Origin of the sequence: unidentified bacterial endosymbiont (assembly GCF_918797525.1) — a bacterium.
Classification (GTDB): Bacteria; Pseudomonadota; Gammaproteobacteria; order Enterobacterales; family Enterobacteriaceae; genus Enterobacter.
This window is the reverse complement of the sequence record NZ_OU963893.1, coordinates 1,000,736-1,015,784: the sequence shown is the minus strand read 5'-3', so window position 1 is coordinate 1,015,784 and position 15,049 is coordinate 1,000,736. Positions and strand designations below refer to the sequence as shown.

Sequence of the window (15,049 nt, the reverse complement as noted above, 5' to 3'; positions counted from 1 at the left end):
ATGTCAGCCCCCTCTTTTTTAGCGAGTTAACCCGCGAAATTACTCATCTTCGAGATACGTGTATCCGTAGAGACCCGCTTCAAACTCTTCTAAGAACTGCTGCTGTAAAGCATCGTCCAGACCGGTATTTTTTACCTGGTCACGGAACTGCGTCAGCAGGGTTTTCGGATCCAACTGTACGTATTCCAGCATATCGGCCACGGTGTCACCTTCATCAGACAGCTCCACTTCGACGCTGCCGTCAGGGAAGACGAACACATCAACCGCTTCGGTGTCACCGAACAGATTGTGCATGTTACCGAGGATCTCCTGGTACGCACCGACCATAAAGAAGCCCAGCATTGGCGGGTTCTCAGGGTCGTATTCCGGCATTGGCATAGTGGTCGCGATACCGTCGCCATCAACGTAATGATCGATAGCCCCATCGGAATCACAGGTGATATCCAGCAGCACCGCACGACGTTCCGGGGCGTGGTTCAGCCCTTCCAGCGGCATCACCGGGAACAACTGGTCAATACCCCAGGCATCCGGCATCGACTGGAACAGCGAGAAGTTGACGTAAATCTTGTCCGCCATACGTTCCTGAAGTTCGTCGATAATAGGACGGTGCGCGCGGTTGCTTGGGTCGAGCTGTGTCTGTACTTCATGACACATGTTCAGATAAAGCTGCTCTGCCCACGCGCGCTCCTGCAGGCTAAAGGTGCCTGAAGAATAGCCGACGTGAATATCATGCAGATCCATCTGGCTGTCGTGCAGCCATTCACGCAGAGAACGCCGTGTTCCCGGCTCATGCATCTCCTGCCAGGTTTCCCACATGCTCAACAGGGCGCGCGGGGCATCGTCTGCCGGTGGTGTCGCTTCGGTATTTTCACTACGCTCAACGCCAATGATGTTCGACACCAGTACGGTGTGGTGCGCGGTGACGGCGCGGCCAGACTCGGTGATCACTGTCGGATGCGGCAGACCGTTCTCTTCACAGGCATCGCCAATCGCCCAAATAATGTTATTGGCGTATTCGTTGAGTCCATAGTTTACAGAGCAGTCGGATTTCGAGCGTGTCCCTTCATAGTCCACGCCCAGGCCGCCGCCGACGTCAAAGCACTGAATATTGACGCCAAGCTTATGCAGTTCGACGTAGAAACGCGCTGATTCCCGCACGCCGGTCGCAATGTCGCGAATATTAGCCATCTGCGAGCCAAGATGGAAATGCAGCAGTTGAATGCTATCGAGACGACCGCGCTCACGCAGCATCTCTACCAGTTGCAGCACCTGGTTTGCTGCAAGGCCGAACTTGGATTTTTCGCCGCCAGAAGACTGCCATTTACCGGAACCCTGCGAGGCCAGACGCGCACGCACGCCGAGGCGTGGAATGACGTTCAACCGCTCGGCCTCTTCCAGCACGATAGCGATTTCGCTCATCTTCTCGATGACCAGGTAAACCTTATGGCCCATCTTCTCGCCAATCAGCGCCAGACGAATATATTCACGATCTTTATAGCCATTACAAACGATCACCGACCGGGTCATACCCGCGTGTGCCAGCACGGCCATCAGCTCCGCTTTGGAACCCGCCTCCAGCCCCAGCGGTTCGCCGGAATGGATCAGTGATTCGATCACGCGGCGGTGCTGGTTTACCTTGATCGGGTATACCAGGAAATAGTCGCCCTGATAGCCGTAGGATTCGCGCGCGCGTTTGAAAGCGGCGTTAATGGAACGCAGACGATGTTGCAGGATCTGCGGGAAGCAGAACAGTGCAGGCAAACGCTGGCCCTGTGCTTCGCGGGCTTTCACCAGTTTGGCAAGGTCCACGCGCGCGTCAGGAACGTCCGGATCCGGGCAGACGCTGATGTGGCCCAGTTCGTTGACATCGTAATAATTATTGCCCCACCAGGCAATATTGTAGGTGCGCAGCATCTTGCTGGCTTCCTCGGAGCTCATCGCAACCTCCTGCATAGAACGTAGTACACCCTGTTCGCCCGCTGACGAAGGCGAAAAAGAAGACATGTCGTCAGACATAGCGAACCTCAACTTATTGTATTAAGTGTAAAACAGTTGACTACTATCGCAGCGTTACACAGCGATAACAACCCATAAACGGCTCGGTTTCCCAGCAGGGTATGCTGAAATCCAGACCGTGCGACCGGTTTCTTATTCATATCATTGTAAAACACGTATCCGGACTCTGTGTGACAAGGTCCGGCGAAACCACGAGAAAACTCTTGTATTAACAAGAGCGCCCTTGTTCAAAATTCACAAAGCGCGACCGGCTCTGAGATCCTGAGAAGCGCCGAGATGGGTATAACATCGGCAGGTTTGCAGACAAAAATGCGGGTTGCGGGGATCATCACCCGCGCGACGCGTTTTATACCGAGAAGGCGGCTAAAATGCAAAACAAAAATACCAGGGTTGCCAGCACCGTCAGGAAAAATTTCCAGCTCTGATTTCAACGCTATGAGAAGTTAGTCAAAAAAAACTGGAAATCGGGCGAAGAAGTGACCTAAAATAGCCGTCCAGATGTTAATCCATCTATACTGATTAACACTCAGACTGCCAGTGTCATAAAACTGTAGGCCTTGGTAGAATCATCTCCCTTGGCTATTCCATACAGCAGCTTGAGCTAACCCAATTCCTCTTAGGTGAAATAAAACATGGCAAAACACCTGTTTACGTCCGAGTCTGTATCAGAAGGACATCCTGATAAAATTGCTGACCAAATCTCCGATGCAGTGCTGGATGCGATCCTGTCCCAGGATCCTAAAGCGCGCGTTGCGTGTGAAACCTATGTCAAAACCGGCATGGTTCTGGTGGGCGGTGAGATCACCACCAGCGCATGGGTTGATATCGAAGAGATCACCCGTAACACGGTGCGTGAAATCGGTTATGTACATTCTGATATGGGCTTTGATGCCAACTCTTGCGCGGTACTGAGCGCAATCGGCAAGCAATCTCCAGACATCAACCAGGGCGTTGACCGCGCCGATCCGCTGGAACAAGGCGCGGGTGACCAGGGCCTGATGTTCGGCTATGCAACCAATGAAACCGACGTGCTCATGCCAGCGCCGGTTACCTACGCACACCGTCTGGTGCAGCGTCAGGCCGATGTGCGTAAAAACGGTTCCCTGCCGTGGCTGCGCCCGGATGCAAAAAGCCAGGTGACCTTCCAGTATGACGACGGCAAAATCGTCGGTATTGACGCGGTGGTTCTGTCGACCCAACATTCCGAAGAGATCGACCAGAAATCTCTGCAGGAAGCGGTAATGGAAGAGATCATTAAGCCGGTTCTGCCGACCGAATGGCTGAGCTCTGCAACAAAATTCTTCATCAACCCAACCGGACGCTTTGTAATCGGCGGCCCAATGGGCGACTGCGGTCTGACCGGGCGTAAAATCATTGTTGACACCTACGGCGGCATGGCGCGTCACGGTGGCGGCGCGTTCTCTGGTAAGGATCCGTCTAAAGTGGACCGTTCTGCTGCCTACGCTGCCCGTTATGTGGCGAAAAACATCGTTGCAGCCGGCCTGGCAGACCGTTGTGAAATACAGGTTTCCTATGCCATTGGCGTGGCTGAACCCACCTCCATCATGGTTGAAACCTTTGGTACAGAAAAAGTACCTTCTGAACAATTGACCCTGCTGGTGCGCGAATTCTTCGACCTGCGTCCATACGGTCTGATTCAGATGCTGGATCTGCTGCACCCAATCTACAAAGAAACCGCTGCGTACGGTCACTTCGGTCGCGAACATTTCCCGTGGGAAAAAACCGACAAAGCCGCTCTGCTGCGTGAAGCTGCCGGTCTGAAATAATCGACTGCGTTTTGCTTCTTCAAAGGCCAGCCTCGTGCTGGCTTTTTGCCTATGTGCGTACTTCTTTTGCACGACGATGCGCGATGAAACCGCTTACATTACCTCCAGATTGCATCGCTTTCAGATTAATCCCTTTGCACGATTGTCCTTTCTCTGCTGTTACATTTTATTTCAGTTAAGTCTGAAAAGTGTCCATTCGGGATGCGTATCAACTAATTTAGCTCTATATTTTCAAAGCTTTAAATATATTTACGGTTACGCATGAGTGTAACCGATTACACCTATGTGATTTGTCTCACATATTTTTACGGGTCACTCACCTACCCTTAACATCGATAAAACTGATAACCCAACTGGAGGGCATAATGCCTGACAATAAAAAACAGGGACGTACGTCCAATAAGGCGATGACCTTTTTCGTCTGCTTCCTCGCAGCCCTGGCAGGATTACTTTTTGGCCTCGATATTGGCGTGATTGCTGGCGCACTCCCCTTCATCGCAGACGAGTTCCAGATAAATGCGCATACCCAGGAATGGGTGGTCAGTTCCATGATGTTTGGTGCGGCCGTCGGGGCCGTCGGCAGCGGCTGGCTCTCCTTTAAGCTTGGGCGTAAAAAGAGCCTGATGATTGGCGCGATCCTCTTCGTTGCCGGTTCCCTCTTCTCTGCCGCGGCTCCCAACGTTGAAGTGCTCATTCTTTCCCGCGTACTGTTAGGTCTGGCCGTCGGCGTCGCCTCGTACACTGCCCCGCTCTACCTTTCTGAAATTGCGCCGGAGAAAATCCGCGGCAGTATGATTTCGATGTATCAGTTGATGATCACCATCGGTATCTTAGGTGCTTACCTTTCCGATACCGCGTTTAGCTACAGCGGAGCATGGCGCTGGATGCTGGGCGTTATTATTATCCCTGCCATTCTGCTGCTGATAGGCGTCTTTTTCCTGCCGGACAGCCCGCGCTGGTTTGCCGCGAAGCGCCGTTTCCACGACGCCGAGCGCGTGCTGCTACGCCTGCGCGATACCAGCGCAGAAGCGAAAAACGAGCTGGAAGAGATACGTGAAAGCCTGAAGGTGAAACAGTCCGGCTGGGCGCTGTTCAAAGAGAACAGCAACTTCCGCCGTGCGGTGTTCCTTGGCGTGCTGCTGCAGGTAATGCAACAGTTCACCGGGATGAACGTCATCATGTACTACGCGCCAAAAATCTTTGAACTGGCGGGCTACACCAACACCACCGAGCAGATGTGGGGTACTGTTATCGTGGGTCTGACCAACGTGCTGGCCACCTTTATCGCCATCGGCCTGGTTGACCGCTGGGGCCGTAAACCCACCCTGACACTGGGCTTCATGGTGATGGCGGTCGGCATGGGCGTATTGGGTACCATGATGCATGTGGGTATTCACTCACCTTCTGCTCAGTACTTTGCGGTCGCCATGCTGCTGATGTTTATCGTCGGATTTGCAATGAGTGCCGGTCCGCTGATTTGGGTATTGTGCTCTGAAATCCAGCCGTTGAAAGGGCGTGATTTTGGTATCACCTGCTCTACAGCGACCAACTGGATTGCGAACATGATTGTCGGCGCCACGTTCCTGACCATGCTTAATTCTCTGGGTAATGCGAACACCTTCTGGGTCTACTCGGGTCTGAACCTGTTCTTTATCGTTCTGACTATCTGGCTGGTTCCAGAAACCAAACACGTATCACTGGAACATATTGAACGTAACCTGATGAAAGGTCGACCATTACGCGAGATTGGCGCACACGACTGATCGCTCTGGCAGGGAGGTGACTCTTGCACCTCCCTGCTTCACGTTTTATGCTCTGTCTCTATGAAAGCTCCCCGTCTCCCCATCGCCATTCAGCAAGCCGTTATGCGCAGCCTGCGGGAAAAGCTCGCCCAGGCGAACCTGAAGCTTGGTCGCCAATATCCCGAGCCTAAGCTTGTCTATCAGCAGCGCGGAACCTCTGCCGGAACCGCCTGGCTGGACGCTTATGAAATCCGCCTCAACCCGGTGTTAATGATGGAAAACCAGCAGGCGTTTATCGAGGAGGTGGTCCCTCACGAACTGGCGCATCTTCTGGTCTGGAAACACTTTGGTCGCGTGGCGCCGCACGGTAAAGAGTGGAAATGGATGATGGAAGCGGTGCTCGGGGTTCCGGCTCGCCGAACCCACCAGTTCGAGCTGGAATCAGTCCGCGCCAATACCTTCCCCTACCGCTGCCAGTGTCAACAGCATCAGCTTACCGTCCGCCGTCATAATCGGATTGTGCGCGGCGAGGCGGCTTACCGTTGCCTCAAATGCGGTGAACCGTTGATTGCGGAATAATCAACTGAACTTTCAGGAACTTTCCTGATCTGATTGATTGCATACAGGAACAACATTCGTTACGTTGCGGGCTCGTTTTGATACGGAGTTCACGATGTCCCGTCATTTTTCTCTCGCGGTCGCCTTTCTGGCGACGACGCTCTCCGGCCATGTTCTGGCCACCGGAATCAACAGTTTCTCTCAGGCCAAAAGTGCTGGAGTTAAAATTAACGCCGATGCCCCGGGCGATTTCTACTGCGGATGCAAGATTAACTGGCAGGGGAAAAAAGGGATCGTTGATCTCGAATCCTGCGGCTATAAAGTGCGAAAAAATGAGAACCGCGCCAGCCGGATCGAATGGGAACACGTGGTTCCGGCATGGCAGTTTGGCCACCAGCGACAGTGCTGGCAGGATGGCGGACGTAAAAATTGCGCCAAAGATCCGGTTTATCGCCAGATTGAAAGCGATATGCACAACCTGCAGCCAGTAGTGGGTGAAGTAAATGGCGATCGCGGAAATTTTATGTACAGCCAGTGGAACGGTGGCGATGGCCAGTACGGTCAGTGTGGTATGAAAGTTGATTTTAAACAGAAAGTGGCCGAGCCGCCCGCGAGAGCGCGCGGCAGTATTGCCCGCACCTACTTCTATATGCGCGATCGCTATGAACTCAACCTTTCACGCCAGCAGACGCAGTTGTTCAACGCCTGGGACAAGCTGTATCCGGTGACGCAATGGGAGTGTCTGCGCGACGAACGCATCGCAAACGTGCAGGGGAATCATAACCCGTATGTCCAGCGGGCTTGCCAGGCGCAAAAGAGCTAACCTACACTAGCGACAATTCGCTTTCATTGTTTTATTCACGGAACTTCTGACTATGCGCATCCCTCGCATCTATCACCCTGAACTGATTACCGCAGGCAGCGAAATTGCCCTGTCTGACGATGCCGCTAACCACGTTGGGCGCGTGCTACGCATGGGCACAGGCCAGGCGATCCAGCTTTTCGACGGCTCTAATCAGGTTTTCGACGCCCAAATCACCCGTGCCGACAAAAAATCCGTGCACGTGACTGTGCTGCATGGCGAAGAGGACGACCGTGAATCTCCCCTGCACATTCATCTTGGCCAGGTGATGTCGCGCGGTGAGAAAATGGAATTCACCATTCAGAAATCGATTGAACTGGGTGTAAGCCTCATTACGCCACTATTTTCTGAGCGCTGTGGCGTTAAACTGGATGCTGAACGTCTGAACAAAAAGCGTCAGCAGTGGCAGAAAATTGCCGTTGCGGCCTGCGAGCAGAGCGGTCGCAACCAAATACCGGAGATCCGCCCGGCGATGGATCTTGAGGAGTGGTGTGCTGAAGAGGAGAGCGGGCTTAAGCTCAACCTTCATCCGCGCGCCAGCGCCAGTATCAATACGCTGCCGCTGCCCGTTGAACGCATACGCCTGCTTATTGGCCCGGAAGGCGGCCTGTCGCCTGACGAAATTGCCATGACCGCACGTTACCAGTTTACTGATATTCTGCTGGGACCTCGCATTCTGCGCACAGAGACAACGGCGCTCACCGCCATTACCGCGCTACAGGTGCGGTTTGGCGATCTGGGTTGACCCATAAAGATGGAGAAAAAAATGATCAAGCTCGGCATCGTGATGGATCCCATCGCAAACATTAACATCAAGAAAGATTCCAGCTTCGCTATGCTGCTGGAAGCGCAGCGTCGCGGCTATGAACTCCACTATATGGAGATGAACGATCTTTACCTTATCAACGGTGAAGCCCGTGCCCGCACCCGCATCGTTAAGGTCGAGCAAAACTACGACAAATGGCACGAGTTTGGCGGCGATCAGGATATCCCGCTCGCCGATCTCAATGTGATCCTCATGCGTAAAGATCCGCCGTTCGATACCGAATTTATCTACTGCACCTATATCCTTGAACGTGCAGAAGAGAAAGGCACGCTGATCGTCAACAAACCGCAGAGCCTGCGTGACTGTAACGAAAAGCTTTATACCGCCTGGTTCTCAGACCTGACGCCGGAAACCCTGGTCACCCGCAACAAGGCACAGCTTAAAGCGTTCTGGCAAAAGCATGGCGATATCATCATGAAACCGCTGGACGGAATGGGCGGCGCGTCTATTTTCCGCGTGAAAGAGAGCGACCCTAACATCGGCGTTATTACCGAAACGCTGACAGAGCTGGGCACGCGCTACTGCATGGCGCAGAATTATCTCCCCGCCATCGTCGACGGTGATAAACGTGTTCTGGTGGTGGACGGCGAACCGGTGCCTTATTGCCTGGCGCGCATTCCGCAGGGCGGAGAAACCCGCGGCAACCTGGCGGCCGGTGGTCGTGGTGAGCCGCGCCCGCTAAGCGAAAGCGACTGGGAAATTGCCCGCCGCGTTGGCCCGACGCTGAAAGCCAAAGGCCTGATCTTCGTCGGTCTGGATATCATTGGCGATCGTCTGACCGAAGTGAACGTCACCAGCCCAACCTGCATTCGTGAAATCGAAGCGGAATTCCCGGTCTCGATCACCGGTATGCTGATGGACGCTATCGAAAAACGCCTGCAGAAATAACCACCAATGAGTGACAGCGTTGTCGTTTCTACGCATACTGGACGCTGTCGCTTTTTTAAACCAGGAAACAGTACCTCTGACAATGAATTTACAGCATCACTTTCTTATTGCCATGCCTGCTCTCCAGGACCCGATTTTCCGCCGCGCCGTGGTCTATATTTGTGAATACAACGAAGACGGTGCGATGGGGATTATCATCAACAAGCCGCTGGAAAACCTGCAAGTTGAAGGAATTCTGGATAAGCTGAAGATCACCGCTGACGAGCGCCAACCGGAAATCCGCCTGGATAAACCGGTCATGCTTGGCGGCCCGCTTGCTGAAGATCGGGGTTTTATTCTGCATACGCCTCCGATTTTCTCTTCCAGTATTCTTATCTCAGATAACACCGTTGTCACCACCTCACGCGACGTTCTCGAAACGCTGGGCACTGCCAACCAACCGTCTGAAGTCCTGGTTGCGCTGGGCTACTCCTCATGGGAGAAAGGCCAACTGGAACAAGAGATCCTCGATAACGCCTGGCTGACCGCCCCTGCAGATCTCAACATCCTGTTTAAAACCCCGATTGCCGATCGCTGGCGTGATGCGGCCAAACTGATTGGCATTGATATTTTGACGATGCCGGGCGTCGCGGGGCACGCATAATGAGCGGAACGCTCCTGGCCTTCGATTTTGGCACCAAAAGTATCGGCGTTGCTGTTGGTCAGCGCATAACCGGTACAGCACGCCCCCTCGCGGCCCTGAAAGCCAACGACGGTACGCCGGACTGGAACCTTATTGAGCGCCTGCTTAAAGAGTGGCAACCGGACGACGTGATAGTCGGGCTCCCGCTGAATATGGATGGTACTGAACAACCGCTCACCGCCAGGGCGCGCAAGTTCGCCAATAAAATCCACGGCCGCTTTGGCGTGTCCGTGAAGCTGCATGACGAGCGTCTGAGCACCGTTGAAGCGCGCGCAGGCCTGTTTGAACACGGCGGCTTCAGGGCGCTGAATAAAGGCAGCGTGGACTCGGCTTCTGCCGTTATCATTCTCGAAAGCTACTTCGAACAGGGCTACTAAGCGCCAGGGCCTATAACCTCCCCTGTGCGCGCCGCTCGGCCAGACTCTGTTCAAAGTTCTGCATACCCGCCTGCTGACCGGTTTGAATGATGCCGGGCAGTTGCCAGGTTTTCCCCTCTCGGATGAGATTTGCCGCCGCGGAGGTATTCACCAGCAGTTCATAGAGCGCAACACGCCCTCCCTGCAGATCCTGACGCAGTTTTTGCGCCAGAACTGCCCGCAAGCTACCAGCCAGCTGGTTGCGCACCGGGTCCTTCTCCTTGGCCGGAAACGTATCGACCAGCCGTTCAATGGCTTGCGCTGCGCCGCGCGTATGCAGTGTTGCCAGCACCAGGTGCCCGGTTTCTGCCGCCGTAAGTGCCAGACGGATTGTTTCGCTGTCGCGTAGTTCGCCCAGCAGGATGACATCCGGATCTTCACGTAACGCACAGCGTAGCGCATCGGCAAAAGAGGGGCTGTGTCGACCAATCTCCCGCTGTTGAATCAGGCAACGTTCACTGTGGTACATAAATTCCACCGGATCTTCGAGCGTCAGAATATGCCCGTCCGTATGATGATTAAGAAAATCGACCATCCCCGCAAGCGTGGTGGACTTACCGCTGCCGGTTGCGCCCGTTACCAGAATTAGTCCGTTATCATTGGCGAGCAGGTCAGGGATGGCCCGAGGCACCCCAAGAGAAGCAAGCTGCGGACAGGTCACTGGCAACAGGCGAATGGTTATCGAGACGCCCAACATATGGTTAAACGCGCTGCAGCGCAGGCGCTGATTTCCCGCTATGGTCACGGCAAAATCCACCTGCCCGTTTGCCCACCACGCGCCTTGCTGTTCGTCATTGAGCCAGTTTTTCAAAAGGGCCTCTACGTCAGGCGCCGGAAATGGCGCAGGCTCGAGCCGCCCTAACCTGCGCCAGCGCGGGGGGGAATCACTGCACAGGTGTAGATCGGAGACGTTATGCTTTACACTAAGGGACACAATTTCTTCCACATCCATAGACTACTCCTCTGAAAATGAACGACATTGCGCATAACCTGGCACAGGTTCGGGACAAAATCTCAGCTGCGGCAACACGTTGCGGCCGTGCTTCAGAAGAAATTACATTGCTTGCAGTCAGTAAAACCAAGCCTGCGAGCGCCATCGCAGAAGCGATTACTGCAGGTCATCGTGCATTTGGTGAAAACTACGTACAAGAAGGCGTGGATAAAATTCGCCACTTTCAGGAGGCGGGAAACAGTGGCCTGCAGTGGCACTTTATTGGCCCGCTGCAGTCGAACAAAAGCCGTCTGGTGGCAGAACACTTTGACTGGTGCCATACCCTCGATCGCATACGCATTGCCACGCGTTTGAATGAACAACGTCCGGCAGAACTGCCAGCGCTTAATGTATTGATTCAGGTGAATATCAGCGACGAGAATAGCAAGTCCGGTATTGCTTTGAGCGAACTGGATGCGCTGGCGGCAGAGGTGGCCGCGCTACCCCGCCTGACCCTGCGTGGTTTGATGGCAATCCCGGCGCCTGAGTCAAATTATGAAAGGCAATTTGCTGTGGCACAGCAAATGGCTGTAGCATTTGAGGCGCTTAAAGTGCGCTATGAATCGGTAGACACGCTTTCTCTGGGCATGTCGGATGATATGGAAGCCGCTATCGCGGCAGGCAGCACGATGGTGCGCATCGGCACGGCAATTTTCGGTGCGCGCGACTACACCCAATAATAAGGAAACCTGAGGAACGCCATGAAGACGTTGACTTTCCTGCTCTCAACGGTCATTGAGCTGTACACGATGGCGCTTTTGTTGCGCGTCTGGATGCAGTGGGCCCGCTGTGATTTTTACAATCCGTTCTCGCAGTTTATCGTGAAAATCACGCAACCTGTCGTGGGACCGCTGCGCCGTATTATTCCGGCTATGGGTCCTGTCGACAGTTCATCTTTGCTGGTGGCATTTATTCTTAGCGTCATCAAAGCGATCACGTTGTTTATGGTCATCACCTTCCAGCCAATTATCTGGATTGCGGCCGTGCTTATCCTGGTCAAAACCATTGGGTTGCTGATCTTCTGGGTGCTGCTGGTTATGGCAATCATGAGCTGGGTAAGCCGTGGCCGTAGCCCGGTTGAATTTGCGCTCATTCAGTTGACTGAACCGTTGCTGCGCCCGATCCGTAATCTTCTGCCAGCAATGGGCGGCATCGATTTCTCGCCGATGATCCTCGTCCTGCTGCTGTATGTCGCTAACATGGGGATTGCCGAACTGCTGCAGGCGACAGGCAATATACTGCTGCCGGGGCTGTGGATGGCGCTATGAGTGCGGTATGCACCTGCGCGGACGGGCTGGTTTTACGGCTGTATGTTCAGCCAAAAGCCAGCCGTGACGCTATTGTTGGATTGCATGGCGACGAACTCAAAGTCGCCATCACCGCCCCGCCGGTTGATGGCCAGGCGAATGCGCATCTGACCAGATATCTGGCAAAACAGTTTCGCGTCGCCAAAAGCCAGGTCATCATTGAAAAAGGTGAATCTGGGCGGCATAAACAAGTAAAAATCGTTAATCCGCACTCTATCCCGACGGACGTCGCGGCTCTGACAGAACAGGACTAAACCATGCAAAAAGTTGTTCTCGCTACCGGTAACGCGGGTAAAGTGCGCGAGCTGGCCTCGCTATTAAATGATTTTGGGCTGGACGTGGTTGCTCAGACGGAGCTTGGCGTAGAGTCTGCCGAAGAGACCGGGCTGACGTTTATCGAAAACGCGATCCTGAAAGCCCGCCATGCCGCGCAGGTAACTGGTCTGCCCGCCATTGCCGACGACTCAGGCCTGGCCGTGGATTTTCTTGACGGCGCACCGGGGATCTACTCCGCGCGTTATTCAGGCGTTGATGCCACTGACCAGCAGAACCTGGAAAAACTGCTCGTCGCGCTGAAAGACGTTCCTGATGAACAACGTCAGGCACAGTTCCACTGCGTGCTGGTCTATATGCGCCACGCAGAGGACCCAACGCCAATCGTTTGTCACGGCAGTTGGCCGGGTGTGATTACCCGTCATGCGGCAGGCAGCGGCGGGTTTGGCTATGACCCGATTTTCTTTGTCCCGACTGAAGGCAAAACCGCGGCGGAACTCACCCGCGAAGAGAAAAGCGCGATTTCCCACCGTGGACGCGCGCTCAAACTGTTACTGGAAGCATTACGTAATGGCTAATCTGCCGCCTCTAAGTCTTTATATTCACATCCCGTGGTGCGTGCAGAAATGCCCGTACTGCGATTTCAACTCGCACGCGCTGAAAGGTGAAGTGCCGCATGATGATTATGTAGCACATCTGCTGGCGGACCTGGACGCCGATGCACTTTACGCACAGGGACGTGAAGTTAAGACCATTTTCATTGGTGGCGGTACGCCGAGTCTGCTTTCAGGCCCGGCGATGCAGACGTTGCTGGACGGGGTGCGTGCGCGTCTGAACCTGGCTGCGGACGCTGAAATTACGATGGAAGCCAACCCCGGCACTGTAGAGGCCGACCGTTTTATCGAGTATCAGCGGGCGGGCGTGAACCGAATCTCTATCGGCGTGCAGAGCTTTAGCGAACCGAAATTAAAACGCCTGGGGCGCATTCACGGTCCGGAAGAGGCAAAGCGTGCGGCGAACCTGGCGACAGAGCTTGGCCTTCGCAGCTTTAATCTTGATTTAATGCACGGCCTGCCGGATCAGTCGCTGGACGAGGCGCTGGACGATTTACGCCAGGCGATTGAACTGAACCCGCCACATCTCTCCTGGTATCAGTTAACCATTGAGCCAAACACGCTGTTTGGCTCTCGCCCGCCGGTGCTACCGGATGACGACGCGCTGTGGGATATCTTTGAGCAGGGCCACCAGCTTTTGACAGCTGCGGGCTACCAGCAATATGAAACCTCCGCGTATGCGAAGCCGGGCTATCAGTGTCAGCACAACCTGAACTACTGGCGATTTGGCGACTACCTGGGGATTGGCTGCGGCGCGCATGGCAAAGTGACCTTCCCGGACGGGCGTATTCTACGCACAACTAAGACCCGCCATCCACGCGGGTATATGGCGGGCCGCTATCTGGAGCGTAGACACGACGTCGAGGCGTTTGACAAACCCTTTGAGTTCTTTATGAACCGTTTCCGCCTGCTGGAAGCCGCACCGCGCGCGGAGTTTACGCGTTATACCGGATTACCAGAATCCGTGATTCGCCCGCAGATTGACGAAGCGCTGGCGCAGGGGTATCTGACCGAGTGCGATGAGTACTGGCAGATCACAGAGCACGGCAAACTGTTCTTAAACTCCCTTCTTGAGCTATTCCTTGCTGAAGATTCCTGAAGGCTGATTCAGGATTTTGCCTCCCGTTCTGCCGGCTGAGGGAAAGGCTGGCAGAGTGGGGGATGGAAATTATTCGCTTACAGGCAAGAACGGTGAGGTTCAACCAAAAGGGCTGGCACGTTATTCGATTCTGGAACAACGCATTCTGGAATAATGAAAAAGCTGTATTAGATAAAATTCTTGAAACGCTGCAACCCTCACCCCGGACCGTACACCCTTTTGGGGTGAAGGTTAGGGTGAGAGGCCTGCGGGCAGAAACGTTACTTCAGCGTCCCGACCAGCGCCTTGCGGCTCTCTTCCAGCGACACTACGCGCTTGCACACGTCTTTACCGAACTGCTGGAAATCCGCTTCCTGGTTCTTCCACTCATTCTGGATAGAGGTCTGCAAACCGCCCAGGCTGCCCAGCACGCCCTGTAGCGGGTTTCCGCCGCCTTTGAGCACCGCTTTCGCGCCCATCTCATTGATGCTGTCCTGCAGGATGCCGCCCATCGCCTGGTTCACCAGTTGCTGGCCGTCGGCACGCACTTCATCAATCGCTTTGTAGTGGAACGTCAGGCCATCAGTACGTTTCTCGATAATGCGGTTCATCTGCGCTTTCAGCTGTTTATCCAGCTTCGTCAGACGGGTGCGCATATTGCTGCTCTCTCCCACCTCTTTGGTGATGATTTTATCCAGCGCCATGCGGCTCTTATCTACGCGCGTCAGGGCGCCGTCATTTATCCACGGCAGTGCGGTACGCAAATCGGCCTGGTAATCTTTCGCCTGCTCGCGCTGCGCGGCAGTCAGTGTGTATTGCTTGCCGTTAAACGTCACATTGCCATCCGGCGTGATCACCAGATTGCCATTCTCGCCTTTGACCTGCACGGTTTGCGGGCTCAACACCACGTCGTCACGCGGGGTGACGCTACATTTATATTCCGCGTGGGCGGTGGTTCCGATTGCCATTAATGCAACAGCCAGCAACGTTTTGCGCATCTTAAACACTC

Annotated in this window: 18 protein-coding genes and 1 pseudogene; 14 read left to right on the top strand and 5 right to left on the bottom strand. The window is 54.4% G+C overall.

Annotation, left to right across the window (positions count from 1 at the left end; translation table 11 throughout):
• Positions 1-39: 39 nt before the first annotated feature.
• The 3 genes from speA to yqgG form a co-directional block, all read right to left on the bottom strand.
• Positions 40-2,016: a biosynthetic arginine decarboxylase gene (gene speA, locus NL510_RS04895; RefSeq protein WP_253382079.1), complete on the bottom strand. Its 1,977-nt coding sequence runs from the start codon at positions 2,014-2,016 to the stop codon at positions 40-42.
• An 8-nt stretch (positions 2,017-2,024) separates the two neighbouring features.
• Positions 2,025-2,156, bottom strand: coding sequence for an acid stress response protein YqgB (gene yqgB / locus NL510_RS04890; protein ID WP_253382077.1), 132 nt, complete (start codon positions 2,154-2,156; stop codon positions 2,025-2,027).
• Positions 2,157-2,250: 94 nt separating this feature from the next.
• Positions 2,251-2,319, bottom strand: a complete 69-nt coding sequence (yqgG, locus tag NL510_RS22985) for a small protein YqgG (RefSeq protein WP_494546345.1) — start codon at positions 2,317-2,319, stop codon at positions 2,251-2,253.
• A gap of 329 nt (positions 2,320-2,648) precedes the next feature.
• Here yqgG and metK point away from each other — a divergent pair, with 329 nt between their 5' ends.
• The 8 genes from metK (at position 2,649) to ruvX (ending at position 9,738) form a co-directional block, all read left to right on the top strand.
• The gene (gene metK, locus NL510_RS04885) at positions 2,649-3,803 is read left to right on the top strand and encodes a methionine adenosyltransferase (protein ID WP_253382076.1); all 1,155 of its coding nucleotides are present in this window, start codon (positions 2,649-2,651) and stop codon (positions 3,801-3,803) included.
• 365 nt (positions 3,804-4,168) lie between these two features.
• A complete protein-coding gene (gene galP, locus NL510_RS04880; RefSeq protein ID WP_253382073.1) occupies positions 4,169-5,566 on the top strand; it encodes a galactose/proton symporter in 1,398 nt (465 codons plus the stop codon).
• Positions 5,567-5,626: 60 nt separating this feature from the next.
• Positions 5,627-6,124, top strand: coding sequence for a SprT family zinc-dependent metalloprotease (locus NL510_RS04875; protein WP_253382071.1), 498 nt, complete (start codon positions 5,627-5,629; stop codon positions 6,122-6,124).
• A gap of 94 nt (positions 6,125-6,218) precedes the next feature.
• A complete protein-coding gene (gene endA, locus NL510_RS04870; RefSeq protein ID WP_253382069.1) occupies positions 6,219-6,926 on the top strand; it encodes a deoxyribonuclease I in 708 nt (235 codons plus the stop codon).
• A 52-nt stretch (positions 6,927-6,978) separates the two neighbouring features.
• Complete coding sequence (gene rsmE / locus NL510_RS04865; protein ID WP_253382067.1) at positions 6,979-7,710, top strand: 16S rRNA (uracil(1498)-N(3))-methyltransferase; 732 nt, start codon at positions 6,979-6,981, stop codon at positions 7,708-7,710.
• Positions 7,711-7,731: 21 nt separating this feature from the next.
• Positions 7,732-8,679, top strand: coding sequence for a glutathione synthase (gshB, locus tag NL510_RS04860; protein ID WP_253382065.1), 948 nt, complete (start codon positions 7,732-7,734; stop codon positions 8,677-8,679).
• Between the two features lie 82 nt (positions 8,680-8,761).
• Complete coding sequence (locus tag NL510_RS04855; protein WP_253382063.1) at positions 8,762-9,322, top strand: YqgE/AlgH family protein; 561 nt, start codon at positions 8,762-8,764, stop codon at positions 9,320-9,322.
• On the top strand, positions 9,322-9,738 hold the full coding sequence (gene ruvX, locus NL510_RS04850; RefSeq protein WP_114979901.1) for a Holliday junction resolvase RuvX: 417 nt from the start codon (positions 9,322-9,324) through the stop codon (positions 9,736-9,738). Before NL510_RS04855 ends, ruvX begins: the two co-directional genes overlap by 1 nt.
• Positions 9,739-9,748: 10 nt before the next feature.
• On the opposite strand, the gene NL510_RS04845 is transcribed toward ruvX, so the two are convergent.
• Positions 9,749-10,729 carry a type IV pilus twitching motility protein PilT gene (locus NL510_RS04845; RefSeq protein WP_253382061.1) on the bottom strand — a complete coding sequence of 327 codons (981 nt, stop codon included), beginning with the start codon at positions 10,727-10,729 and terminating at the stop codon, positions 9,749-9,751.
• 17 nt (positions 10,730-10,746) lie between these two features.
• Between NL510_RS04845 and NL510_RS04840 the strand changes: the two genes are divergently transcribed.
• From NL510_RS04840 to NL510_RS04815, 6 genes and pseudogenes are all read left to right on the top strand, one after another.
• Complete coding sequence (locus NL510_RS04840; protein ID WP_253382059.1) at positions 10,747-11,448, top strand: YggS family pyridoxal phosphate-dependent enzyme; 702 nt, start codon at positions 10,747-10,749, stop codon at positions 11,446-11,448.
• 21 nt (positions 11,449-11,469) lie between these two features.
• Positions 11,470-12,036, top strand: a complete 567-nt coding sequence (locus NL510_RS04835) for a YggT family protein (protein WP_253382057.1) — start codon at positions 11,470-11,472, stop codon at positions 12,034-12,036.
• Entirely contained in the window at positions 12,033-12,329 is a 297-nt protein-coding gene (yggU, locus tag NL510_RS04830) for a DUF167 family protein YggU (RefSeq protein ID WP_253382055.1), read from the top strand. Before NL510_RS04835 ends, yggU begins: the two co-directional genes overlap by 4 nt.
• A 3-nt stretch (positions 12,330-12,332) precedes the next feature.
• Positions 12,333-12,926 (top strand): XTP/dITP diphosphatase, encoded by a 594-nt coding sequence (locus NL510_RS04825; RefSeq protein ID WP_253382053.1) that lies wholly within the window; start codon positions 12,333-12,335, stop codon positions 12,924-12,926.
• Positions 12,919-14,061, top strand: coding sequence for a radical SAM family heme chaperone HemW (hemW, locus tag NL510_RS04820; RefSeq protein WP_253382051.1), 1,143 nt, complete (start codon positions 12,919-12,921; stop codon positions 14,059-14,061). The genes NL510_RS04825 and hemW overlap by 8 nt, the downstream gene beginning before the upstream one ends.
• Before the next feature lie 62 nt (positions 14,062-14,123).
• Positions 14,124-14,243, top strand: a pseudogene (locus tag NL510_RS04815) (DUF559 domain-containing protein); the annotation flags it as partial.
• 78 nt (positions 14,244-14,321) lie between these two features.
• Here the strand turns inward: NL510_RS04815 and NL510_RS04810 are convergent.
• Positions 14,322-15,038, bottom strand: coding sequence for a YggN family protein (locus NL510_RS04810; protein ID WP_253382050.1), 717 nt, complete (start codon positions 15,036-15,038; stop codon positions 14,322-14,324).
• Between the last annotated feature and the right edge of the window lie 11 nt (positions 15,039-15,049).

Excerpts from the sequence above, each read along its gene's own strand:
- NL510_RS04875 (WP_253382071.1), top strand. The coding sequence starts at position 5,627 with ATGAAAGCTCCCCGTCTCCCCATCGCCATTCAGCAAGCCGTTATGCGC.
- galP (WP_253382073.1), top strand. The coding sequence starts at position 4,169 with ATGCCTGACAATAAAAAACAGGGACGTACGTCCAATAAGGCGATGACC.
- rsmE (WP_253382067.1), top strand. The coding sequence starts at position 6,979 with ATGCGCATCCCTCGCATCTATCACCCTGAACTGATTACCGCAGGCAGC.
- NL510_RS04840 (WP_253382059.1), top strand. The coding sequence starts at position 10,747 with ATGAACGACATTGCGCATAACCTGGCACAGGTTCGGGACAAAATCTCA.
- NL510_RS04845 (WP_253382061.1), bottom strand. The coding sequence starts at position 10,729 with ATGGATGTGGAAGAAATTGTGTCCCTTAGTGTAAAGCATAACGTCTCC.
- yggU (WP_253382055.1), top strand. The coding sequence starts at position 12,033 with ATGAGTGCGGTATGCACCTGCGCGGACGGGCTGGTTTTACGGCTGTAT.
- NL510_RS04835 (WP_253382057.1), top strand. The coding sequence starts at position 11,470 with ATGAAGACGTTGACTTTCCTGCTCTCAACGGTCATTGAGCTGTACACG.
- NL510_RS04810 (WP_253382050.1), bottom strand. The coding sequence starts at position 15,038 with ATGCGCAAAACGTTGCTGGCTGTTGCATTAATGGCAATCGGAACCACC.
- yqgB (WP_253382077.1), bottom strand. The coding sequence starts at position 2,156 with ATGAATAAGAAACCGGTCGCACGGTCTGGATTTCAGCATACCCTGCTG.
- speA (WP_253382079.1), bottom strand. The coding sequence starts at position 2,016 with ATGTCTGACGACATGTCTTCTTTTTCGCCTTCGTCAGCGGGCGAACAG.
- ruvX (WP_114979901.1), top strand. The coding sequence starts at position 9,322 with ATGAGCGGAACGCTCCTGGCCTTCGATTTTGGCACCAAAAGTATCGGC.
- endA (WP_253382069.1), top strand. The coding sequence starts at position 6,219 with ATGTCCCGTCATTTTTCTCTCGCGGTCGCCTTTCTGGCGACGACGCTC.
- NL510_RS04855 (WP_253382063.1), top strand. The coding sequence starts at position 8,762 with ATGAATTTACAGCATCACTTTCTTATTGCCATGCCTGCTCTCCAGGAC.
- hemW (WP_253382051.1), top strand. The coding sequence starts at position 12,919 with ATGGCTAATCTGCCGCCTCTAAGTCTTTATATTCACATCCCGTGGTGC.
- gshB (WP_253382065.1), top strand. The coding sequence starts at position 7,732 with ATGATCAAGCTCGGCATCGTGATGGATCCCATCGCAAACATTAACATC.
- metK (WP_253382076.1), top strand. The coding sequence starts at position 2,649 with ATGGCAAAACACCTGTTTACGTCCGAGTCTGTATCAGAAGGACATCCT.
- NL510_RS04825 (WP_253382053.1), top strand. The coding sequence starts at position 12,333 with ATGCAAAAAGTTGTTCTCGCTACCGGTAACGCGGGTAAAGTGCGCGAG.